This is a genomic window from Neptunitalea chrysea (genome assembly GCF_027924145.1).
GTDB lineage: Bacteria > Bacteroidota > Bacteroidia > Flavobacteriales > Flavobacteriaceae > Neptunitalea > Neptunitalea chrysea.
On record NZ_BRVP01000006.1, the window covers coordinates 99,330 to 123,339 of the forward strand.

Annotated in this window: 21 protein-coding genes; 4 read left to right on the forward strand and 17 right to left on the reverse strand. The window is 33.4% G+C overall.

Going from position 1 to position 24,010, the window contains the following annotated elements; all coding sequences use genetic code 11:
• Window positions 1–15 precede the first annotated feature (15 nt).
• The gene (gene recQ, locus NBRC110019_RS05610; protein WP_281753124.1) at window positions 16–2,217 is read left to right on the forward strand and encodes a DNA helicase RecQ; all 2,202 of its coding nucleotides are present in this window, start codon (window positions 16–18) and stop codon (window positions 2,215–2,217) included.
• 70 nt (window positions 2,218–2,287) lie between these two features.
• Here recQ and NBRC110019_RS05615 read toward each other — a convergent pair whose 3' ends face one another.
• Together NBRC110019_RS05615 and NBRC110019_RS05620 are read right to left on the reverse strand one after the other, a co-directional pair.
• Entirely contained in the window at window positions 2,288–3,067 is a 780-nt protein-coding gene (locus NBRC110019_RS05615; protein ID WP_281753125.1) for a zinc ribbon domain-containing protein, read from the reverse strand.
• A 3-nt stretch (window positions 3,068–3,070) separates the two neighbouring features.
• Window positions 3,071–4,165, reverse strand: coding sequence for a Nif3-like dinuclear metal center hexameric protein (locus NBRC110019_RS05620; RefSeq protein ID WP_281753127.1), 1,095 nt, complete (start codon window positions 4,163–4,165; stop codon window positions 3,071–3,073).
• Window positions 4,166–4,244: 79 nt separating this feature from the next.
• On the opposite strand from NBRC110019_RS05620, the gene lpxK reads away from it, so the two are divergent.
• Window positions 4,245–5,249: a tetraacyldisaccharide 4'-kinase gene (gene lpxK, locus NBRC110019_RS05625; protein ID WP_281753128.1), complete on the forward strand. Its 1,005-nt coding sequence runs from the start codon at window positions 4,245–4,247 to the stop codon at window positions 5,247–5,249.
• On the opposite strand, the gene NBRC110019_RS05630 is transcribed toward lpxK, so the two are convergent.
• The 9 genes from NBRC110019_RS05630 to NBRC110019_RS05670 form a co-directional block, all read right to left on the reverse strand.
• Window positions 5,246–7,408 carry a response regulator gene (locus tag NBRC110019_RS05630; RefSeq protein ID WP_281753130.1) on the reverse strand — a complete coding sequence of 721 codons (2,163 nt, stop codon included), beginning with the start codon at window positions 7,406–7,408 and terminating at the stop codon, window positions 5,246–5,248. The two genes, lpxK and NBRC110019_RS05630, sit on opposite strands and share 4 nt — an antisense overlap.
• 87 nt (window positions 7,409–7,495) lie before the next feature.
• Entirely contained in the window at window positions 7,496–8,491 is a 996-nt protein-coding gene (gene gap / locus NBRC110019_RS05635) for a type I glyceraldehyde-3-phosphate dehydrogenase (RefSeq protein ID WP_281753132.1), read from the reverse strand.
• 54 nt (window positions 8,492–8,545) lie between these two features.
• Complete coding sequence (gene lipA / locus NBRC110019_RS05640) at window positions 8,546–9,424, reverse strand: lipoyl synthase (protein ID WP_281753134.1); 879 nt, start codon at window positions 9,422–9,424, stop codon at window positions 8,546–8,548.
• Between the two features lie 42 nt (window positions 9,425–9,466).
• Complete coding sequence (locus NBRC110019_RS05645; protein WP_281753136.1) at window positions 9,467–10,681, reverse strand: Nramp family divalent metal transporter; 1,215 nt, start codon at window positions 10,679–10,681, stop codon at window positions 9,467–9,469.
• Between the two features lie 3 nt (window positions 10,682–10,684).
• Window positions 10,685–11,248 carry an RNA polymerase sigma factor gene (locus NBRC110019_RS05650; RefSeq protein WP_281753138.1) on the reverse strand — a complete coding sequence of 188 codons (564 nt, stop codon included), beginning with the start codon at window positions 11,246–11,248 and terminating at the stop codon, window positions 10,685–10,687.
• Entirely contained in the window at window positions 11,239–12,351 is a 1,113-nt protein-coding gene (locus NBRC110019_RS05655) for a glycosyltransferase (protein WP_281753140.1), read from the reverse strand. Before NBRC110019_RS05655 ends, NBRC110019_RS05650 begins: the two co-directional genes overlap by 10 nt.
• A gap of 14 nt (window positions 12,352–12,365) precedes the next feature.
• Complete coding sequence (locus tag NBRC110019_RS05660; RefSeq protein WP_281753142.1) at window positions 12,366–12,572, reverse strand: membrane or secreted protein; 207 nt, start codon at window positions 12,570–12,572, stop codon at window positions 12,366–12,368.
• A gap of 69 nt (window positions 12,573–12,641) precedes the next feature.
• Window positions 12,642–13,655, reverse strand: a complete 1,014-nt coding sequence (murB, locus tag NBRC110019_RS05665; RefSeq protein ID WP_281753144.1) for a UDP-N-acetylmuramate dehydrogenase — start codon at window positions 13,653–13,655, stop codon at window positions 12,642–12,644.
• Window positions 13,652–14,845, reverse strand: coding sequence for a pyridoxal phosphate-dependent aminotransferase (locus NBRC110019_RS05670; protein ID WP_281753147.1), 1,194 nt, complete (start codon window positions 14,843–14,845; stop codon window positions 13,652–13,654). The genes murB and NBRC110019_RS05670 overlap by 4 nt, the downstream gene beginning before the upstream one ends.
• 147 nt (window positions 14,846–14,992) lie before the next feature.
• On the opposite strand from NBRC110019_RS05670, the gene NBRC110019_RS05675 reads away from it, so the two are divergent.
• The gene (locus NBRC110019_RS05675) at window positions 14,993–16,285 is read left to right on the forward strand and encodes a PDZ domain-containing protein (protein WP_281753149.1); all 1,293 of its coding nucleotides are present in this window, start codon (window positions 14,993–14,995) and stop codon (window positions 16,283–16,285) included.
• Between the two features lie 13 nt (window positions 16,286–16,298).
• On the opposite strand, the gene NBRC110019_RS05680 is transcribed toward NBRC110019_RS05675, so the two are convergent.
• The gene (locus NBRC110019_RS05680) at window positions 16,299–16,730 is read right to left on the reverse strand and encodes a DUF1573 domain-containing protein (RefSeq protein ID WP_281753151.1); all 432 of its coding nucleotides are present in this window, start codon (window positions 16,728–16,730) and stop codon (window positions 16,299–16,301) included.
• A gap of 122 nt (window positions 16,731–16,852) precedes the next feature.
• Here NBRC110019_RS05680 and NBRC110019_RS05685 point away from each other — a divergent pair, with 122 nt between their 5' ends.
• Window positions 16,853–19,486, forward strand: a complete 2,634-nt coding sequence (locus NBRC110019_RS05685; RefSeq protein ID WP_281753154.1) for a valine--tRNA ligase — start codon at window positions 16,853–16,855, stop codon at window positions 19,484–19,486.
• Window positions 19,487–19,571: 85 nt separating this feature from the next.
• On the opposite strand, the gene NBRC110019_RS05690 is transcribed toward NBRC110019_RS05685, so the two are convergent.
• From NBRC110019_RS05690 to ftsH, 5 genes are all read right to left on the reverse strand, one after another.
• Window positions 19,572–19,838 (reverse strand): acyl-CoA-binding protein, encoded by a 267-nt coding sequence (locus tag NBRC110019_RS05690; RefSeq protein WP_281753156.1) that lies wholly within the window; start codon window positions 19,836–19,838, stop codon window positions 19,572–19,574.
• A gap of 2 nt (window positions 19,839–19,840) precedes the next feature.
• Window positions 19,841–20,488 carry a phosphatidylserine decarboxylase family protein gene (locus NBRC110019_RS05695; protein ID WP_281753157.1) on the reverse strand — a complete coding sequence of 216 codons (648 nt, stop codon included), beginning with the start codon at window positions 20,486–20,488 and terminating at the stop codon, window positions 19,841–19,843.
• Window positions 20,478–21,302, reverse strand: a complete 825-nt coding sequence (locus NBRC110019_RS05700) for a phosphatidate cytidylyltransferase (RefSeq protein ID WP_281753159.1) — start codon at window positions 21,300–21,302, stop codon at window positions 20,478–20,480. Before NBRC110019_RS05700 ends, NBRC110019_RS05695 begins: the two co-directional genes overlap by 11 nt.
• A gap of 4 nt (window positions 21,303–21,306) precedes the next feature.
• On the reverse strand, window positions 21,307–21,918 hold the full coding sequence (locus NBRC110019_RS05705) for an LUD domain-containing protein (RefSeq protein ID WP_281753161.1): 612 nt from the start codon (window positions 21,916–21,918) through the stop codon (window positions 21,307–21,309).
• Window positions 21,919–22,039: 121 nt separating this feature from the next.
• Complete coding sequence (gene ftsH / locus NBRC110019_RS05710; protein WP_281753162.1) at window positions 22,040–24,010, reverse strand: ATP-dependent zinc metalloprotease FtsH; 1,971 nt, start codon at window positions 24,008–24,010, stop codon at window positions 22,040–22,042.

The window sequence follows — 24,010 nt, forward strand, 5'->3', positions numbered from 1 at the left end:
TAGTAAAAAGATAGCATGAGTTTAGTTGAAATTGACTTGCATAAGGCGCTTAAACATTATTTCGGATTTAGTAAGTTCAAAGGACTACAAGAAGAGGTTATAAACAGTATTGTGTATAAAAATAATACGTTTGTTATAATGCCTACAGGAGGTGGTAAATCGTTATGTTATCAGCTACCTGCGCTTGTACAAGAAGGAACGGCCATTGTAGTTTCTCCGTTAATTGCTCTAATGAAGAATCAGGTGGATGCCTTACGAGGTATTTCTTCGGAAGAAGGTATAGCCCATGTGCTAAATTCTTCTCTGAACAAAACAGAAATTAAAAAGGTAAAGAGCGATATTGTCGATGGTGTCACCAAATTATTGTATGTAGCACCAGAATCATTGACTAAAGATGAGAATATTGAGTTTTTACGATCTGTTAAAATTTCGTTTGTGGCTATTGATGAAGCCCACTGTATTTCGGAATGGGGACATGATTTTAGACCTGAATACAGAAACCTTAGAAATATAATTAAACGTTTAGGAGAAGATATTCCGATTATTGGTTTAACTGCTACGGCTACACCAAAAGTTCAGGAAGATATTCTTAAGAACTTAGGAATGAGTGATGCAAATACTTTTAAGGCATCATTTAATAGACCTAATTTATATTATGAAGTACGTCCTAAAACCAAGAATGTAGATGCAGATATTATTCGTTTTGTAAAGCAGAATGCAGGTAAATCGGGTGTAATTTACTGTTTAAGCAGAAAACGGGTAGAAGAACTTTCACAGGTATTGCAAGTAAATGGTGTTTCGGCAGTTCCGTATCATGCAGGTTTAGATGCCAAAACAAGAGCTAGACATCAGGATATGTTTTTGATGGAGGAGGTAGACGTAGTTGTTGCTACCATTGCTTTTGGTATGGGTATTGACAAGCCAGATGTTCGTTTTGTAATTCACCATGATATTCCTAAAAGTATAGAAAGTTATTATCAGGAAACCGGACGTGCAGGACGTGATGGAGGAGAAGGGCATTGTTTGGCATTTTATGCCTATAAAGACATAGAGAAATTAGAGAAATTTATGTCGGGCAAACCAGTAGCAGAGCAAGAAATTGGTCATGCTTTATTACAGGAAATGGTTGCCTATGCCGAAACCTCTATGTCTAGAAGAAAATTCATTCTTCATTACTTTGGGGAAGAATTTGATCATGTGAATGGAGAAGGGGCAGACATGGATGATAATGTAAGAAACCCTAAGAAAAAGAATGAGGCTAAAGATGATGTGGTTATCTTAATAGATATTGTTAAAAAGACAAAGCAAAAATATAAGCCAAGAGAAATTGTAAATACCTTAGTAGGTAAGGTAAATGCCTTAATAAAGTCGCATAGAACAGATGATCAACCATTCTTTGGAGTTGGCAAGCATCAAGATTCTAAGTATTGGATGGCTTTAATAAGACAAGTATTAGTTGCGGGATATTTGAGAAAGGATATAGAAACTTATGGAGTATTGTTCTTAACCAAAAAAGGGGAAGGCTATTTAGAAAATCCTATCTCGTTTATGATGACAGAGGATCATACCTATAGCGAAGAGATAGATGATTCTATTGTTACAGCTGGCAAGGGTTCTGGCGCGGGTGCTGATGAACAATTACTTACCATGCTTAAAGATCTTCGAAAAAAGGTAGCTAAGAAATTAGGTGTTCCACCATTTGTGGTTTTTCAGGATCCGTCTTTAGAGGACATGGCTTTAAAATATCCTATGACGGTTGAAGAGCTAAACGCTGTTCATGGTGTAGGAGAAGGAAAAGCTAAAAAGTATGGTAAAGATTTTGTGAAATTTATAGCTCAGTATGTTGATGATAATGATATTGTAAGACCAGATGATTTAGTTGTAAAAAGTACCGGGGCAAACTCATCTTTAAAATTATTTATTATTCAGAGTGTAGATAGAAAATTATCTTTAGAAGATATTGCTTCTGCCAAAGGTCTTGAAATGAATAATTTTATTAAGGAGATGGAACAGATTGTTTATAGCGGTACTAAGCTTAATATAGATTATTGGATAGATGACATATTAGATGAAGACCAACAAGAAGAATTACACGATTACTTTTTGGAAGCCGATACTGATAAAATAGCTGTGGCAATGGATGAATTTGACGGAGATTATGAAGATGAAGAAATTCGTTTATACCGAATTAAGTTTATAAGTGAAGTAGCTAACTAGTTGAATGATTTATATAACTAAAAAACCTCGCAATTGCGAGGTTTTTTTATATCGTGAAAAATTAAAATGCTTATAACGTAGCAAATAATTGTTCCATTTTTTCTCTTTCTTCATCGGCTAATGCTGGGTCAACTAAAATTCTTCCACTGTGCTCATCAGTAATGATTTTTTTACGAGCAGAAATTTCCATCTGAATTTGTGGTGGAATAGTAAAGAATGATCCTCCTGAAGCCCCTCTTTCAATAGATACTACAGCTAAACCATTTTTAACACTACCTCTAATTCTTTTGTAAGCAGTAACAAGTCTACCTTCAATTAATTCTTGATATTCATTAGACTTGTCAATTAACGATTGCTCTTCTTTTTCAGTTTCAGCTAAAATAGCATCTAACTCATCTTTCTTATGTTGTAAGTGAGTTTCTTTATCAGATAGATGCTCTTTAGTTTTAGAAATTACCTCTTTTTTCTGTTCTACTTGAGCTTTAAATTCTCTAATGTGCTTTTCGGCCAATTGAATTTCTAATTCTTGATATTCAATTTCTTTAGTGATAGAGTTGTATTCTCTGTTATTTCTAACATTTTTTTGTTGCTCGTTGTATTTTTTAATTAAAACTTTAGCTTCCTCAATTAAATTTTTTCTATTTGTTATCTCGTCGCTAAGAGTTTCTAATTCGCCGTTAAGCTTTTGCATACGTGTTTTTAAACCTTCAACTTCGTCTTCAAGATCTTCAACCTCTAAAGGCAGTTCCCCACGTACATTTCGTATCTCATCAATTCTGGAGTCTATTAATTGTAAATCATAAAGTGCTCTCAGCTTCTCTTCTACGGTAACTTCTGTTTTTTTTGTCATGTCTTATAAATACTTGATGGGATTCGTATTTGTTGTTGATAAAATGATTGCAAAATTATGAAATTTTTTCTTAAGTTGCTCAACTAACAGATTTTTTGTAAACTGCTCGCTTTCATAATGCCCAATATCTGCAATAACTATCTTATTTTCAGCTTTATAAAATTCGTGATATTTAACGTCTGCGGTTATATAAACATCGGCTTCTACTCCAATTGCGTTATCAATAGCAAAAGCTCCACTACCACCAAGCACAGCCACTTTCTTAATTGGTTTGTTCAATAACGCAGAATGTCTAATACAGGAAACGTTCATCTTTTCTTTTAAAAAAAGCATAAATTTTATTTCTTCCATAGCTTCTGGTAATTCACCAACCATTCCCATTCCAATATGTTGATTCATGTTTTCAAGAGTTGTTATCTCGTAAGCAACCTCTTCGTATGGGTGAGAAGCGAATAAAGCCTGTAAGATGCCTTTTTCTACATGTTTTGGGTAGGTAATACCTATTTGGGTTTCTTTTTCAAAATGAAGTACTCCTTTTGTACCTGTTTGAGGATTAGAAGATTCGTTACCTTTAAAGCTTCCTGTTCCATCTACATTAAAGCTACAGTTGTTATAATTTCCTATACTACCACCACCTGCATTAAAAAGAGCTTGCCTTACCAATTCTGCATTAGCTATAGGAACAAAGGTGGTAAGTTTTTTAATAGTGCTTTTTTGAGGTATTAAAACCGATCTGTTTTCAAGTCCAAGTACATTACATATAGTTCCGTTTACACCGTCAAACATATTATCCAATGCTGTGTGCATTGCGTAAATGGCAATATTGTTTTGTATGGCTTTAATAATCACTCGCTCTACGTAATTTTTACCAGTAATTTTTTTTAGCCCTGAGAAAATAATTGGGTGGAAACTAACAATAAGGTTGCATTTTTTTTCAATAGCCTCATCAACAACTGCTTCAAGAGTGTCTAAGGTTACTAATACTCCAGTTACTTTGGTGCTACGGTTACCAACTAATAAGCCTACGTTATCAAAGCCTTCAGCGTAGCTTAAGGGAGCCAATGTTTCAATATGGTCAATAATATTTTGTACAGTCATTTTTGAGAATCTTAAGGTACAAAAATAATTTTTTTTATGAACGCTTAAAATAAGCTACTTTCGTTTATTATTAAGAATTATGAAAATACTCAGATGGTTACTTTTTCCTGTTTCGGTAATTTACGGATATATCGTATGGACAAGGAATTTGTTTTATGATAAAGGTGTGTTCCAAAGTAAATCTTATAATTTTCCAATTATAGCTATTGGTAATATAAGTGTTGGGGGTACGGGTAAAACACCTATGACAGCTTATGTTATAAAGCAATTTATAAAAGAACGCACCGTTGGAGTATTAAGTAGAGGTTATAAAAGGCAGTCTGAAGGTTTTGTTCTGGCCGATGAACATACAACTGCTGCAATTATTGGAGATGAACCATTTCAGTTGTATAGCGATTTTCCTGAAGCTACCGTTGCTGTTGATGCGAATAGACAAAACGGAATTGCTACTTTAGAGAAGTTAGGTGTGTTACCAGAAGTTTTGTTGTTAGACGATGCTTTTCAGCATCGAAAAGTAAAGGCGGGTTTTTATATGTTGCTTACCACTTATAATCAATTGTATGTAGATGATTTTATGTTGCCAACAGGAAACTTAAGAGATACAAAAAATCAGGTAAAAAGAGCAGATTGTATAGTGGTAACAAAGTGTCCTGATGATTTTTCTGAGGAAAAAAAACAACAGGTGCTAAAAAAGCTTGCTACTGTTAAGCCCGTTTATTTTTCAAAAATAGGTTATAGTAATACTGTTTATAAGGTTAAAGAACAGCTTGAATTAGAAGACTTAAAAGAAAGGAGCTTTACGTTGGTTACTGGAATAGCAAAGCCAGCGTATTTGGTGGCTTATTTAAAAAATGCTGGACTTCATTTTGAACATTTATCCTATTCAGATCATCATAATTTTACAGATCAGGAGGTGCAAACCTTAAGAAGCAAGGAACTTATTATTACAACACAAAAAGATTATGTAAGGTTGCAGGATAAACTTGATAATATATTTTATTTACCTATAGAAACTTTATTTATTGATGGAGAACAAGCGTTTGTATTTCAATTACACGATTTTGTATCAAAATGGGATAATTAATTTAATCTAAGATTTTTAAGAATATTTTCAGCTATTTTTCTGTAGAATTCATCGGGCTTAAATGGCTTAGTTACAATGTCATTACAGCCTGCTTCATAGAAATCGTCTGTGTTTTCATCTAAAGAGATAGCGGTTAAGGCAATAATAGGTACTTCATCATTGAATTTTCGAATCTCTTTGGTGGCTTTTAAACCACTAATACCTGGCATATGAATATCCATTAGTATGGCATCGTAGTTGTTATTTTTAGCCTTTTCTATAGCAATGTATCCATCATCCGCAATATCGCAAGAAATGTTTTTCTGAAGTAACATTTTCTTTGTAATTACTTGGTTAATCTTATTATCTTCAACTAATAATAAGTGAAGGTTGTTAATTATTTCATCGGTATTAATTTCATCTCCAATGTGTTCACGTCTAATTTCAATATCTTTTGCTTTTTCAAACTCAATATCAAAATAGAAGTTACTTCCTTCGCCTATCTTACTACTAAGATTAATTTCGCTTTTTAATAATTCTAACAAACTCTTTACAATATTAAGCCCTAAACCGGTACCACCATATTTACGGTTAATTTGAATAGATCCTTGAGAAAAGCTTTCAAAGATGTTTTTTTGTACCTCCTCAGAAATACCTATACCATTATCCACTACCTCGAAATGAATAGTAGAGTGTGTATCGGTTTCTTTAATCGTTTCCGCTAATAAGATAATTTTACCATTCTCTGTAAATTTAAGCGCGTTTCCTAGAAGGTTTATAAAAATTTGAGATAATTTTAAAGGATCCCCAATTAGCTGAGCCGGAATGGTATTGTCTATTTTAAGTTCTATAGTGTTGTTACTTTCTTTAGAAGTTTGATTTAAAGAATTAATAACATCTGACATTATTTCTTCAAGATAAAACGGTACATTTTGTATAGTAAGCTTTTTTGCCTCTATTTTATTTATTTGAAGAATATCATTTATAAAAGTAAGCAAATATTCTCCTGAAAACTTTAATGATTTTAAATGCTCTTTCTGATTTTCAGTTGGGTTTTCTTGCAGTAACAAATGTGTTAATCCGGTAACTGCATACAATGGTGTTCTTAATTCGTGACTTACTGTTGATAAAAACTGAGTTTTAGCTTTCATCGCTTTTTCAGCCTTTTCTTTCGCTCTTAATAACTCGTTATTTTTTTTAACCAATAACTCATTCGTTTTTAACTTTATCTTGTTATTTCTGTATAAAGAAACTGTAAGTAACGAAATAATAATTAGTAAGGCTGAAGTGAAAATAGAGGTTAGGTTAGACTTGCTAAGCTTTTCGTTATTTTCTCTGTTTTGCTCATTATACGAGGCTATTAATTTATTTTTATAATCTATTTCAGATTGATCTACAATAGATTCATTTTTAATTAATTGATTGGAATCATAATTTTCAGAAAGCTTGTTCTGGTATTTTTTAGAAAAATCTAAAGCTGATTTAAAGTTGCCGTTTTCTTCAGCAATAGAACTTTCTAGTTTTAACGTGTTTAGTAATATTTCTTTGAAATTGAAAATTTCTGCATATTCCTGCGCCTTTTCAGCATTCTCTTTTGCTTTTATAATTTGATGAAGGTCTAAATATGCAATTGCTAGTTCTAAGTAAATTTTGCTAGATATATAATCTTGCTCGTATTTATTATTAAGCGGTAGGGCCTTTTCAAAATTTCTAATAGCTTTTTTGCTCCTGTTGTTAAGTTTATTCCAAAGCCCTTTTGTGTAATATAAATTAGACTCTAAATCCTTTAATTTATATTGTTGAATAAGTTTTTTACACTCATTTAAAGAGGAGACTATTTTATTACGAACAGATGGAGTTCCAATAGAAATTAAGATTTGTGTTTTACAAAGCTTAGCTAATATAAGTTCATAAGGTGTGTTACTGTTAAGAAATTCTTCTTCAGCAAGAGTAATAAATTCTAATGCTTGCTTATGTCTTTCAAGGTTGTTGTGTATTTTGGCTAGCGATAAATGCCCTAGACCTGCGTAAAATTCACCTTGCTTTTCATCTGATAACTCTAAAAGAAAATTAGCTTTTTCTATAGCTAACCCATAGTTGCCTTGATTCTTGTAAAGAAATATATCTGAGATTAATAGAGGAATGCTGTCATGCGAGCTTTGGTAGCCAAAACTTCGCATAATTGTAAAAAATAAGAATATAAAAACAGTATTTCTTAATCGGATAATCCTCATATTATAATTAAAAGGATTCCAAATATAATAATATTATGAGATATAAGTGATTAAGTTGATAATTCTATTTGAATATCCTACTTCATTATCGTACCAACCAATAATTTTTACCATTTTATCTATTACAGATGTCATTTCAGCATCAAATAAACAAGAATGTGAGTTGTTTAACACATCTATTGAAACTATAGGATCTTCTGTATATTGTAGATATCCTTTAAGGTAGGTTTCAGAAGCCGATTTAAAAGCTTGATTAATCTCCTCAATGGAAATTTCTTTTTTAACGTTAAAAGTAATGTCTGTCATAGAGCCATCGGGTACAGGTACTCTAATACCGCATCCTCCCATTACATTGTGTAGCTCTGGGAAAATTTTAGTTAATGCTTTAGCGGCTCCGGTAGTGGTAGGCACAATTGATTGCCCGGCAGCGCGTGCTCTTCTTAAATCTTTATGAGGTTGATCGTGTAAACTTTGATCTGTGGTATATGAGTGAATAGTTGTAATATAGGCTTGTTCAATACCACATAAGTCTTTTATAACTTTAATCATCGGAGCTGCATTATTGGTCGTACAACTCGCATTTGAAATAATATCTTCTGAGCCGTCTAAAATATCATGATTTACACCTAGTACAACCATTTTAATACTGTCATCTTCTGGGGGTACTGATAAAATTACCTTTTTGGCTCCGTTCTTTAAATGATTCTCTAATAAAGGTCGGGTTTTGTGTTTTCCGGTAGCTTCTATAACAATATCAATATTATAAGGAGTCCAGTCAATATTGTCAATGGCACGTTCATTAAGAAGCGGAATTTTGGTGCCATTATTTATAATATGATTACTATCATAACCTACCTCATGTGGTAATACACCGTGTATACTATCGTATTTAAATAAATGACTTAAGGTACGTGCATCGGCTAAATCATTTATGGCAACCACTTCAATAGTAGGGTTGTTTTGAATCAATCTGCATACGGTACGTCCTATTCTTCCAAAGCCATTAATGGCTATTCTTGTTGTTTTCATTACGTATAAAGACAAAATTTCCTGCGTTGTGCAGGAAATTAATGTAAATGTATGTTATTCAATGTGTTTATGTGCCTTGTAAGAAGACCTTACTAGTGCTCCACTTTCTACATGTCTGAAACCTAATTCTTTTCCGATTTCTTCGTATTTCTTAAACTGATCAGGAGTAATGAATTGTTTTACCGGAAGGTGTTTTTTAGAAGGTTGAAGGTATTGACCTATAGTAACAATATCAACATTGTTAGCTCTAAGATCATGGAGTGTTTCAATTACTTCTTCTTCTTGTTCGCCAAGTCCCAGCATAATACCTGACTTAGTTCTGTTAATGCCTTGGTCTTTAAGATATTTAAGCACACCTAGGCTTCTATCATATTTAGCCTGAATTCTAACCTCTCTAGTGAGTCTTCTAACGGTTTCCATATTGTGAGAAACAACCTCGGGAGCTACTTCAATAATACGGTCTATATTTCTTTCAACTCCTTGAAAATCGGGTATTAAAGTTTCCATGGTAGTGCCTGGGCTCATTCTCCTAACCGCTTTAACTGTTTCTGCCCAAATGATAGATCCCATGTCTTTAAGATCGTCACGGTCTACAGATGTAATAACGGCATGTTTAATTTTCATTAATTTTATAGAGCGAGCTACTTTTTCAGGTTCTTCCCAATCAATACTTTCAGGTCTACCAGTTTTAACACCACAGAAACCGCAACTACGGGTACAGGTGTTACCTAATATCATAAAGGTAGCGGTACCTTCTGCCCAGCATTCACCCATGTTGGGGCAACTACCAGATGTACAAATAGTATGTAAGTCGTATTTATTTACGAGTCCTCTTAATTCAGTATATTTTTTACCTGTAGGTAATTTTACGCGCAACCACTTCGGTTTGTTTTTAACGGCAGAAGTAGAACTGCTAATTGTCTCTGTACTCATACACTCAACTTTAGTTTAGCAAAGATACAAACTAATATATTATTAAAAGAATTGAATTATATACCAAATACCAAAGGCTATAAGAAATAAAATTCCAGCGTAGCTAAGTATCCTAAGTGTCTTTCCTGGTTGCCATTTGGTAGGCGTATGCTTAGAGGTTATAAGTTTAAAATTAGCGATGGCGTAAAAAGGAGCAGTTATAAATGATAAGATAGTTGCTATTTGTACTAATACTTTCATTTCAGACAAGAAAAAAATAAAAATAGCCATAGTGCCTAATGTTAAAATCACAATCCATATAAGATATGAATGTTTTATTTTTTTATCGGTAAGCAATTCAAAAGAATTTGACATAACTCTTGGAGAAGCATCTGTAGTAGTTAGGGTGGTACTAAACATAGTAGTAAAGGCAGCAATAGCAATTAAATAATATGTACTGCTTCCTAAATGGGTGGTGTACATGTTTATTAATTGTGCTGCAAACTCAGTCGCTTTTGCGCTAAAGGTTTGCTGTGAGTTGTGCATAATAAGTGAACCTAAGCCTATAAATAAAAGTCCAATTAGGGTTGCAGCTACATAGCCAATATTAAAATCGGCTAATACTGATTTTGATTTATATTCGGCAGTACTTTTTTGCTTCTCTAACGTCCATAAAGATTGCCATATAGAAACATCTATAGGAGCGGGCATCCATCCCATAAAAGCAATCAGAAAAGTGAGTCCAGCGGTGTCTAAAGGAATTATTTGAGAAAATGAAGATGGAGTATCGGTTTTAAAAAATGCAATAGCCAGCGCAATAGCGGTAGATATGGTAAGTGTGGTTACAATAATTTTCATTAATGTATCGAGTAGTTTGTATTTACCTATGAGTAATATAACAATGCACACTAGCGTAATAATAAAACTCCAGGTAACCACATCTATGGGGAAGTTAAAAAGGTTAGCAGCCAAACCTGCGGTTACTATGGTAACGGCAGTTTGTATGGTAAACATGGTAGCTATGTTTAAAATAAAATATACCAATAATACCCATGGTCCCAATCTATAATACCCTTTTAAAACACTTTCTCCTGTAGCTAATGAGTATTGTGGTGCAAATCTGAAAAAAGGATATTTAAATAAGTTTACTAGTAATAAAGCCCAAACAAGACCAAAACCATAATCGGCACCTGCTCTAGTAGATTGTACTAAATGCGATACACCAATGGCTGCTCCGGCAAAAAGGATTCCGGGTCCTAATTTTTTAAGAATCCCCATGGGTTACTTTTTCTTAATGATTTCGGCTAATAATTTTTTTGCTCTAAGTAACTTAACCTTTACATTGTTAATAGGTTCTTCAATGGTTCCCGAAATTTCTTCGTAAGTCATTTCCTGAAAGTACCTCAATTGAATAACCTCTTGATAATGTGGTTTTAATTTTTTTATATACTTTAAAAGCTTCGCTAAGTTTTGTTCTTGAATTAAAATATCTTCGGCACTAGGGGCATCATCAGGAACATTAAAAATAGCGTCGTCTGTATCTTGTATGGCTTTATGAGAAATACTGCTTTTACGTTTTCTAACCAAGTCAATATGCAGATTTTTAGAAATAGTCATGAGCCAAGTTTTAAACTCATACTGCTCATCAAAACGCTCAATTTTATCAAACGCTTTAGAGAAGGTCTGAATCGTAATGTCTTCAGCATCATTCTCATTTTTAGTACGTATTAACTGAAAACCATATACATCATTCCAATAGGTGTCTAAAAGAAACCTAAAAGCATTCTGATCTCCTTTTTTAGCAAGTTGAATGCTTTGTTGTATACGTTCTGATTTTATTTCCAATCTACAGGTTTTGAAATAGTGTTAGCTATAAAGATAAACAGCTGAAAGCAAATTAAAATACATTCATACAGAGGTAGTAGCCAAATTAGGCTAGTTTCTTGTAATTTTTTAGCTGAAAATCCTACGACAAGATACTGAATTAAAAATCTGAAACCAATAACACACCCCAAAAGAAGTAATTGTGTTTGTAGGCTTAAAAGTGTAATTGTAAGTATCCAGAATAATATTTGTGAAATATAAAAAAGCCCTAACGTAAGTTGATGTCCAAATTTATAATGTTTTGCCGTAGAAACATGTCTTCTTTTTTGGGCTATCCAATTCTTAAAAGAGGTTTTAGGTTCAGATATGGTAAAAGAATCAGGAGTGTAGCTTATTGTTACATTTTTAGAAGTAGCTGCTTCATTTACAAATAAATCATCGTCACCGCTTTTTATATGCATATGATTAACAAACCCATTGTGTTTTAAAAATTCTTCTTTATGATAAGCTAGGTTTCTTCCAACTCCCATATAGGCACTTCCAATTTTAGCCATTCCAAAATATTGCATGGCTGTGATAAGTGTTTCAAACCTTATAAGAGCATTCAAGAATGATTTTTTTACTTTCTTGTATTGACCGTATCCTAATACAATGGTTTTTTCGTTTGTAAAACACCCTGCCATTTCTGTCAACCAGTTTTCTGAAGCCGGACAACAATCGGCGTCACTAAATATAAGATAGTTGTGAGAGGTAACTTTAATACCTAATGTAAGAGCATATTTTTTTTTACCCCAAAAAGTCTCGTTGTGGGCAACATTTACAATTTTTATATTGTTATATTTTTCGGCAAAACCTTCCATCACCTCTAAGGTGTCATCACTAGAAGAATCATTAATCAAAACAATTTCAAATGCAGAATATTTTTGATTGCAAAAAGAAGGTAGATTTCTTTTAAGATTTTCTGCTTCATTCTTGGCACATATAACCAACGAAACAGGTGGTAATTGCTGTGTGTTATGGTCTTTCTTTTTTTTAGCAAAAGCAAAGTTACTAAAAACACCTAAATAATAGATGCATTGAACACTAACAACAGCAATAAGGGTATATAAAAGCACTGTAACCATTTTCGGCTATACAGTTAGTTTTGGAATTTTTCCTGATTTCTGCATTCTTGCTCTTCCGGCATTTTTCCGCAAAAACTACATGCCTCTCCATCTTTATTAAGAAATGGACTCTGACTAGCACAAGTTCCAGCAAATTTACCATCTTTTTTTGCCCATATCTTAATAGCGATACCAGCAAAACCAAGGCCTAGTAATATTGCAGAAATAATGAAAACGCGCATAATATAAAATGTCTTAATTAGTAAGTTGCAAAGATAACTATTTAAGAGAATAATGTAAAGTAAATGCCCTTAAACTATGTTAACTTCGGGTTCTATATTGATTTTGAAGTTTTTAAATACGGTGTCTTTTATATTTAACGCTAGTTCCCAAATTTCATTTCCAGTGGCATTACCATAATTAACCAATACTAATGCTTGGTTTTTGTGTACACCTGCATCTCCAAATCGTTTTCCTTTAAATCCGCTTTGCTCTATAAGCCAACCGGCAGGAATTTTAAATTCAGTATCAGATACTTTATAAAAAGGTGCTTCTGGATGTTCCTTTCTAAAAATATCAAAAGTTGTTTTGTCAACTACCGGATTTTTGAAAAAACTACCACTGTTACCAATCTCATCAGGATCGGGTAATTTGCTTCTTCTGATAGCAATTACTGCTTCCGATACATCTTTTATTGTAGGAGAGGTAATTCTGTTACTTTCCAGTTGTTGTTGTATAGCTCCGTATTCGGTATGTAATGTATGTTGTTTGGTGGTTAGTTTAAAAGTAACCTTGGTAATAATGTATTTGCCTTTTTTAGAGGTTTTAAAAATAGATTCACGGTACCCAAAATGGCACTCTTCTTTTGTGAATATCTTCTTTTTACCTGTAGCTATGGTAATAGCTTCACACGAATAGAAAATATCTTTTAACTCTACGCCATAAGCTCCAATATTCTGAATGGGTGAGGTGCCAACATTTCCTGGGATTAATGATAAATTTTCAACCCCTCCAAAATTATGTTCAATACACCATAGTACAAATTCGTGCCAGGTTTCTCCAGCATTTGCTTGTACCAGTACAGAATCATTAGTTTCTTTACTAATGGAGATACCTTTAGTATTAAGATGAATTACTAATTGCTCAACATTGTTGACTAGTAACATGTTACTACCACCACCTAAAATAAATTTAGGGGTATCTTCGTATTTATTTAATACTTCTAATAGTTCATTTTCGGTATTGACGCTGGCAAAAAGCTTTGCTTTTACATCAATACCGAAAGTGTTATAAGGTTTTAAAGATATGTTCTCTAAAATATTCATTCGTTTGGGTATGCTTTTAAGGCTTGCTCTAAAATAGTGGCAGCATTCAAAAGGTCTTCTTTCTTTAAAACGTATGCAATTCTAACTTCATCTAAACCAATATTTGGAGAAGAATAGAAGCCTGCAGCAGGAGCCACCATAATAGTTTCACCTTTATAGTTAAAGCTTTCTAGTAACCATTGTGCAAAATTATCTGCATTTTTTATTGGTAATTTTACAATACAATAGAAAGCTCCTTTTGGTTTGGCAACTTGTACACCTTCTATTTTTTCTAATGCAGCAACTAACGTGTTTCTGCGTTCTACATATTCTGTAATCACATCCTCAAAATAACTTTGTGGTGTTTCAAGTGCTGCTTCACAGGCAATTTGTGCTAATGTAGGGGGAGATAAACGTGCTTGTGCAAATTTTAAGGCTGTAGTAATTACCGCTTTATTTTTAGAAACAAGGCACCCTATACGAGCACCACACATACTGTAACGTTTAGAGACAGAGTCAATAACTATAGCATACTCATCTATACCTTCTTCTTGTAAAATAGAGTAATGTTGTACACCATCATAGGTGAATTCTCTGTATACTTCATCAGCAATTAAAAACAAATCATGTTTTTTAACTAAAGCTGCTAATTTTTGTATTTCTTCTTTAGAATATAAATACCCTGTAGGGTTACCCGGATTACAAATAAGTATCGCTTTTGTTTTTGGGGTAATTAATTTTTCAAATTCCTCAACAGGAGGTAAAGCAAAGTTGTCTTCGAATTTAGAAAAAACAGGAACCACTTTAATATTTGCAGAAGTAGCAAAACCGTTATAGTTAGCGTAAAAAGGTTCAGGGATTATAATTTCATCTCCCGGATCTGCAATGGTACCTAAAGCAAATAGTAATGCTTCAGAACCACCTGTGGTTACTATAATTTCTTCTGCGGTAACGTTGATGTCACATTTTTTATAATACGCTGCAATTTTTTCACGATAGATTTCAGAGCCTTCGCTTCTGCTGTACTCCAATACCTCGATAGCGCTATTCTTTACAGCCTCTAATGCAATTTCAGGAGTTTTAATGTCGGGCTGACCTATGTTTAAATGATATACTTTAGTACCTCTTTTCTTAGCTGTTTCTGCATATGGTACCAATTTTCTAATTGGAGATTCGGGCATATGAATACCCTTGATAGATATACCTGGCATCAGTTTTTAATTTTTAAAGTCTAAAGTGCAAATTTATTTTTTAAGAAGTAATGGGGAAGCTTAAATCGATTTTTTTTTCGTAAATTATTAGAAAAAAGGGGGAATGTTATGTTTTTGCTTCGCTGTACGCTTTTTAGTATATGGTTCATGGGGTGTATTGTTGTAGGTCAACCTTTTGAATATCAGAGTACTCGGTCATATGAAGAATTTACTTTTAATACTTCAGGAAATCTTATTTTACTTCCGGTGGAGCTAAATGGCGTTCCAATGAATTTTGTCTTAGACTCAGGTGTAAATAAGACAGTTATATTAAATTTAACCAGTACTGATTCTTTGCTTCTGAATGATTTACAAGAAATCTATTTAACAGGGATAGGCAGTAAGGAGCCTTTTAAAGTTATTTATTCAGAAAACAATACGTTAAGTGTAGGAAACTTGTTTGATGTGCATCATGAATTGTATATTATATTAGAGGATACAGCCACATTTAGTAAGCTTTTAGGGGTGGAAGTTCATGGGATTATGGGGTATGATATACTCAAGGATTTTGTGGTAGAAGTTGATTATGCCCGACATATTATTCGGTTTTATCCTCATGAAAAATATAAAAGAAGGAAGAAGAATAAAGAGGCGGAGTTGCCCTTAGCGTTTTATAAAAGGAAACCATATATAAGAACAACAGTAAGTTTGGATACAGGTGTTGATGAGGTGGTTAAATTGCTATTGGATACAGGGAGTGGCGATGCCTTGTGGTTGTTTGCCAATGATACTATAAAGGTACCCGATAATTATTTTATGGATCATTTAGGAATTGGGCTTTCTGGAGATATTATAGGACAGCGGACAAAAATAAATAGCTTGAAAATTAGTGAGGATTTATTATTGAATGATGTTAAGTGTGCATTTCCTGAGCCTGAGTATTTAGTGCATTTATCGGATGATAATTTTGGTAGAAATGGAAGTCTTGGAGGTGAAGCTTTAAGTCGGTTTTTAGTTACTATTAATTATAGAGATAAATGGCTTAGATTGAAAAAGAATAAAAATTATAAAAAGGAGTTTTACTATAATATGAGTGGTATTACAATTCAGCACAATGGGATGCGGATTGTTCAGGAACGAATACGAAATAAAATAGATCCGGCAAGTAGTGATATAAGTAATAGTGGAGCTTCTTATACATCATATTTTAAACAACAGACACAGTATTATTTAACGCCTAAAATAGAGATAGCTGAAATACGAACAGGCTCTCCTGCTGCATTGGTAGGGGTACAAAAAGGAGATGTTATTTTATCTATTAACAAAAGAACTGTATTAAAACAGAGTATTAATGAAGTTCGAGATATGTTAAATCGTAAAGATGGTAAGACAATAAAAATTGTTGTAGATAGGAATGGAGATGTCTTAAAGTTTAGCTTTGAATTAAAAAGGCTTTTTTAATTCAAAAGCCTTTTTAATTTTTTCTGTCCATTACAGATGTCTTTTTCATAAGAACGCTTTGCTCTTCATGATTTTCTACCGTACCTGAGATGCGTAATGCAGCAGTTGGTTTGTTATGGGCGTTAGAATAAACCGTAATTGTTTTCTTTATAGGTCCTACTCGGTTAGTATTGTATTTAACTTCTATGATACCTGTTTTACCGGGAGCTATTGGTTTTTCTGGTTTTTTAGGGATGGTGCATCCACAACTTGAGTATACTTTAGTGATGACCAATGGGGCATCCCCAGTATTTGTAAATTCAAAAGTTCTAATTCCGTTGCTACCTTTAGCAATAGAGCCGTAATCAATTTCTGTTGTCTTAAACTCAATGTTTGCTAATTTTTTCTGAGCGTAAGTCACTGCAGATAAAGTGCATAGTAATAATAAAATGTGAAATCTTTTCATTAAGTAAGTGTTTATGTTGTAAATGTAGCTAGTTTCTTAATACCATCAAAATATATTAATTGCTTTTAAAATCATATAGATATAGCTACTTTTGCAAATTATATTCCAAAAAGTGAACCAAAATGGAAATTCCTTCTAAATACGAAGCACATACTATAGAGAATAAATGGTATGATTACTGGATGAAAAATAATTATTTTCATTCTGAGCCAGATGAGCGTACTCCTTATACAATTGTAATACCGCCGCCAAACGTTACGGGGGTCTTACATATGGGACATATGTTAAACAATACTATTCAGGATGTGTTAATAAGAAGAGCCCGATTAAAAGGGTTGAATGCTTGTTGGGTACCAGGAACTGACCATGCCTCTATTGCTACAGAAGCTAAGGTTGTTGCTAAGTTAAAAGAAGAAGGAATTAGCAAAGCTGATCTTACTAGAGAACAGTTTATGGAGCATGCATGGGAGTGGACAGAAAAGCATGGCGGAATAATTCTTGAGCAATTAAAAAAATTAGGATGTTCTTGTGATTGGGATAGAACCAAGTTTACCTTAGATGATAATATGTATGCTTCGGTAATTAAGGTTTTTGTTGATTTATACAACAAAGGTTTAATTTACCGTGGGTATCGTATGGTAAACTGGGATCCTGAAGCAAAAACAACGCTTTCTGATGAAGAGGTGATTTATGAAGAGCGTCAGGGACAGTTATTTTATTTAGAATACTCAATTGAAGGGAGTGATGAGAAAGTAACTATTGCAACTACACGACCTGAAACTATTTTAGGAGATAGCGCTATTTGTATTAATCCGAATGATGAGCGTTATACGCACCTTAAGGGTAAAAACGCAATTGTACCATTAGTGAATAGAGTAATTCCTATTATTGAAGATGAATATGTTGATATAGAGTTTGGTACGGGTTGTTTAAAAGTGACACCTGCACACGATGAAAATGATAAGACTTTAGGAGAAAAACATAATCTTGAAGTAATAGATATTTTTAATGCCGATGCTACATTAAATTCTTTCGGGTTACATTACGAAGGTAAAGATCGTTTTGTGGTGCGTAAAGAAATTGCAAAGGAACTTGAGGAAAAAGGATTTTTAGTAAAAACAGAAACGCACATTAATAAAGTAGGTACTTCTGAAAGAACAAAGGCGGTTATTGAACCTAGGTTGTCTGATCAATGGTTTTTGAAAATGGAAGACCTTGTGAAGCCTGCTATTGAGGCGGTTTTGGGTAGTGAAGAGGTGAGGCTGTTTCCTAAGAAGTTTGAGAATACCTATCGTCATTGGATGGAGAATATTCGTGATTGGAATATTTCTCGTCAGTTATGGTGGGGACAACAAATACCGGCATATTATTACGGAGATGGTAAAGAAGATTTTGTAGTTGCAGAAACTATAGAACAGGCTCTTGAGTTAGCAAGAGAGAAATCTGGTAATGCTATCTTAACTGTAGGTGACTTGAAAAGAGATGAGGATGCTTTAGATACATGGTTCTCTTCTTGGTTATGGCCTATGAGTGTTTTTAACGGAATTCTTGAGCCTGAAAATAAAGAGATTGAGTATTATTATCCAACCAATGATTTGGTAACGGGGCCTGATATTTTATTCTTTTGGGTAGCTCGTATGGTTATTGCGGGGTATGAATTTAGAGATAAAAAACCATTTACCAATGTATATTTAACTGGTTTGGTTAGAGATAAGCAACGTCGTAAGATGTCAAAATCTCTAGGGAATTCACCCGATGCATTAAAGTTGATTAAAGATTATAGTGCAGATGGGGTACGTGTAGGATTGCTTTTAAGTGCTGCTGCTGGTAACGATTTGTTATTTGATGAAGGGTTGTGTCAGCAAGGTAAAGGGTTTGCTAATAAAATTTGGAATGCGTTCCGTCTAGTAAAAGGATGGGAGGTAAGTGAAACCATTGAGCAACCGGAGGCATCTAAAATTGCGGTTACATGGTACGCTAATAAATTACAGAAAACATTGGTGGAGATAGAAGATCACTTTAGTAAGTATCGTATTTCTGATGCTTTAATGGCTTCATATAAGTTGGTTTGGGATGACTTCTGTTCATGGTTCTTAGAAATGGTAAAACCAGCCTATCAACAACCTATAGATGCGGTTACATTTAAGCAAGTAATAGCATTGTTTGAAGATAACTTACGTATTCTTCATCCGTTTATGCCGTTCTTAACAGAAGAGATTTGGCAGTATGTTGAAGAACGTACGACAGATGAGGCGCTAATTGTAGCTAAATGGCCTGAGATAACGTCTTATGATGAAGGAATCTTGAAAGAATTTGATTTTGCTACAGAGGTTGTGTCTGGTGTTAGAACAATTAGAAAAGAGAAAAATATAGCCAACAAAGAACCGTTAGAATTATCAGTTTTAAATAGCGAAAATGTAGCGAGTACCTTTGATTGTGTAATTACTAAACTAGGTAATATATCTGAACTTACGTATGTAGATGATCAGGTAGAAGGAGCTTTGTCATTTAGAGTAAAATCTAATGAATATTTTATACCTGTAGCCGGAGCTATTGATGTAGAGGCAGAGATAGAGAAGTTACAAGGCGAATTAAAGTATGCAGAAGGATTTCTTACTTCGGTTCGTAAGAAGCTGTCTAATGAACGTTTTGTTAGCAATGCACCAGAACAGGTAGTTGCTATAGAGCGTCAGAAAGAGGCAGATGCTTTAGCGAAAATTGAAACTATTAAAGCTAGCTTAGCAAATTTGAGCTAGTTGGTTTTGGGTACTATAATTAAAAAAGGGCTTTTCAATTGAAAAGCCCTTTTTTAATTATATGTGTTTTAAACGTTTTTTCTTATTATGAAATAGATTGGAAGTATTTGTCAGCATAAGCTACATAACTTTTTTTTGCTTCATCAATATCCATTTCTTGCACTTGAAATAAGGCATTGGCCTTAAAAGCATTAATTAAGGGAGTTTTACTACCCGGTCTGCTTTGATCTCTGGTAGCAACTTTGTAAAAAGCATATAGTCTTAGTAAAACGTCGGCAGGAAATGGTTCTTTGTGACTATTTACTTTGTCTACGGCATTCTGAAATGCAATTTCTAATTCTTTTGCTGTCATATTTATTCTGCAATAATATCTACGCCTCCTTTAACTTTTTGATTTAGGGCGACTTTAATATTAGCATCTAGGGGTAAAAAAACATCTACTCTCGATCCGAACTTAATAAAGCCGGCGTCAGTTCCCTGAACAACCTCTTCATCAACCGTGGCGTAATTTACGATTCTTTTGGCTAAGGCTCCTGCAATTTGTCTATAAAGGATTGATCCGTATACTTCATTTTCAACTACAATAGTAGTACGTTCGTTTTCTTCTGAAGCTTTAGGGTGCCATGCAACCAAATATTTACCTGGGTGATATTTACTGTACAATACTTTACCACTAATAGGGTAACGGGTAACATGTACATTTACAGGTGACATAAATACTGAAACCTGTAACCTTTTATCTTTGAAGTATTCTTTTTCAAACACTTCTTCAATTACAACTACTTTGCCGTCTACTGGAGCCAAAACATGTTCATTGGCCAGAGTTCCTGTTCTTTTTGGGTTTCTAAAAAACTGAAGAATAAGGATTAAGAAAATAACCGCACCTACTTCAATGGTTTTCTGAAACCAAAAATTCTCAACAAAATAATGCGCAAGTAATGCCAATACAATGGCCATTACCAAAGCGCTAAAAATAATCTTATGTCCTTCTTTATGAAACATATTTTAAAAATTGAATACACGCATATGCAAACGGGGCAGCAAATACTAAACTATCTAGTCTGTCTAACATACCTCCGTGTCCCGGTAAAATAGCTCCACTATCCTTAATACCGGCACTTCTTTTAAATTTAGATTCTATTAAATCTCCTAAGGTTCCAAAAATAACAATTACAAAGGATAAAACTACCCAATTTGTAAGATTCATTTCTTTGGTATACTTAAATAATAAAACAGAAGCTGCAATACTAAAGACTAAACCGCCTAAAAAGCCTTCTACTGTTTTTTTAGGAGAAACTCTCTCAAACAATTTGTGCTTACCAAATAAACGCCCTGTTAAATAGGCAAAAGAGTCATTTACCCATATTAAAATAAAAATTCCTATGATAAGTAATTTAGAGAATCCTTCATTTTGATAAGGAATCATGGTAAGAAAAATACAACCTGCTCCTATATAAAATATTCCTGTAATGAATTTTTGTATTTTGGTAAAAGGAACCTCTTTAACAGACACTAAATGACGTATTAAAACTAGGTCTGTTAATAAGGTAAGAACCATTAAAATATAAATCGTGTTTTGTTTAAAATTAATGGTAAATGCATCGTTTATGAAATAGATATATATCCACCAAAGTAATAGAAATATAATAAAAATAGCATAGCCTTTAAGCTGAACCATTTTTTTAAATTCATGTAAACAGGCGATACCAAAAATCATAAATAAAAAATCGAACGCATCGGTATTTAACCAAATGGCAGATATAATTAATAAAACATATATAATTCCGGTAATAGACCTCTTAAGTAATTCCTTCATTCTGTTATAAATCTTCAAGCAGCAGCAAATATAGCTTTTTTGAACTACTTCCGTAGGTCATAAAGTTATTGTCATCTGGAACATCAAAGTTTTTAAGTGTGGTAATGTTAGAAGGAATCTTGTTAGGGTGCTTCATTTTAATACCTTGAAGTCCGTCGCTAATTGTTTTAACAAACTGACTTGTAGTGGCAAATATGATAATGTAATCAGGGAAATCTTTTATATTGATCTCTGCTATTTGTTTAGATGAAAATAAAATAGCACCGGTGTCTGCTACAAGAAATTCACAACTTGCCAGAAAACACTCTGTTTGCGAATTGTTAGAAGCATAATTGATAGGAAACTTACTAAAGCACTGCCTTAAATGGTTGCTTAAACATAAGAAAGTAGCATCGTTCCAATTATTTTCACGGATAATATTGTCAAAACATTCATGAATCTCTTCCATGTTATCACAATAAAGAAATTTACCTCCGTTTTGTCTAAAGTTAATAGCAAATAACTCATCTACAGGCTTATCCTCTAATTGGTTTAGGGATTCCGTTTCTGTTTTAAGTACTTCTTCGGAGTCACTTTTAGATTTAGAAAATTGAAAAATTTTTTTCAGTAAACGCATGTAAGTTAAAATCTCTCTTTTACAAAATGTAGTATAAAGATAAAAAATCTTAATTGTACTTACATACAATTAAGATTTTTTAATCATCGGATGTTAATAATTTTTATTATCTCAATAACAATTAAGCTTCCAGATTTTTTTCTTTACCAAAAATTTCTTTTTCAAAAGGACGTTTTCCAAAAATAGCTTCTAAATCATCTTTAAAGATAACCTCTTTTTCCAATAATTGATTGGCGAGTAAAGTAAGCTTATGTTGATTCTCTTGTAATAATTGAATAGCTCTTTTGTATTGACCTTCTATAATTTCAGATATTTCTTTATCAATAATCTGAGCGGTTTCTTCACTATAAGGTTTAGAGAAGTTGTAATCAGATTGTCCTGATGAATCGTAATAAGTAATGTTACCAATTTTATCATTTAATCCGTAAATAGTAACCATTGCTTTTGCTTGTTTGGTAACTTTCTCAAGATCGCTTAATGCACCAGTAGAAATTTTATCAAAAATTACTTTCTCTGCTGCTCTACCACCCATGGTAGCACACATTTCATCTAACATTTGTTCAGGACGAACAATCTGACGCTCTTCTGGTAAATACCATGCAGCACCTAACGATTGTCCTCTTGGTACAATGGTAACTTTAACTAACGGAGCAGCATGCTCTAACAACCAACTTACTGTTGCGTGACCTGCTTCGTGATAGGCAATAGTTTTCTTTTCTTCTAGGGTAATAATTTTGTTTTTCTTTTCAAGACCACCAATTATACGGTCTACGGCATCTAAGAAATCTTGTTTATCAACTGCTTTTTTACCTTTTCTTGCAGCTATTAATGCAGCTTCGTTACACACATTTGCGATATCTGCACCAGAGAAACCTGGTGTTTGTTTCGCAAGAAAATCTAAATCTAAAGCTTCTTTTGTTTTAATAGGGCGCAAGTGTACCTCAAAAATCTCTCTTCTTTCATTCAAATCAGGAAGATCTACATAGATCTGACGGTCAAAACGTCCGGCACGCATTAAGGCTTTGTCTAAAATATCGGCACGGTTGGTAGCTGCTAATACAATTACGTTTGTATTTGTACCAAATCCGTCCATTTCAGTTAATAACTGGTTTAACGTATTTTCTCTTTCATCGTTAGAACCAGTAAAGTTATTTTTACCACGAGCTCTACCAATAGCATCAATTTCATCAATAAAGATAATTGCAGGAGACTTTTCTTTCGCTTGCTTAAATAAGTCTCTAACTCTTGATGCACCAACACCTACAAACATTTCAACAAAGTCTGAACCTGAAAGTGAAAAGAAAGGAACTTTAGCTTCACCGGCAACGGCTTTTGCTAGTAAAGTTTTACCAGTACCCGGAGGGCCTACCAATAAAGCACCTTTAGGTATTTTACCACCAAGAGAAGTGTAACGTTCAGGGTTTTTAAGGAATTCTACAATTTCTTGTATTTCTTCTTTAGCACCTTCTAAACCAGCAACATCTTTAAAAGTAGCACGAATATCTTTTTTCTCGTCAAATAACTTAGCTTTAGATTTTCCGATGTTAAAAATTTGCCCACCGGCTCCACCGCCACTACCACCAGACATACGGCGCATCAAGAAAATCCATAAACCTATAAATAGAATAATAGGTAGGAAGTTGAACAACGCACTAACAATCCAGTTATTCGTATCAGGTTCGAAATCTAATTCAGTGTTTTGATTAGTTTCTTTTATAATTTTACGAACTTGATTTTCAAAGTTTTGTTGATCCCCAAAATTCACCTTGTATTGCGGAACTTCTTCGTTAGCTGTTTGCGGTATTAAACTATCTTCTCCTTTAACATCTTTATGCACGTCTTTTTGAAGAGCTTCTTTCTTAATGTAAATTTTAGCCGTATGACTATTGTTAACGACTTCTATTCGTTCTACATCGCCATTGGTTAAAAACTCTTTAAGTTCTGTATCAGATATTTTTTTTTGCTGATACCACATACTGCCTCCAGTAAAAAACTGCGTTCCTAAAAGTAATAGGATAATAAGAATATAAATCCAGTACATACTGAATTTAGGCTTTTTATTTGGAGTGTTATTTTTTGAATTCTTTGCCAT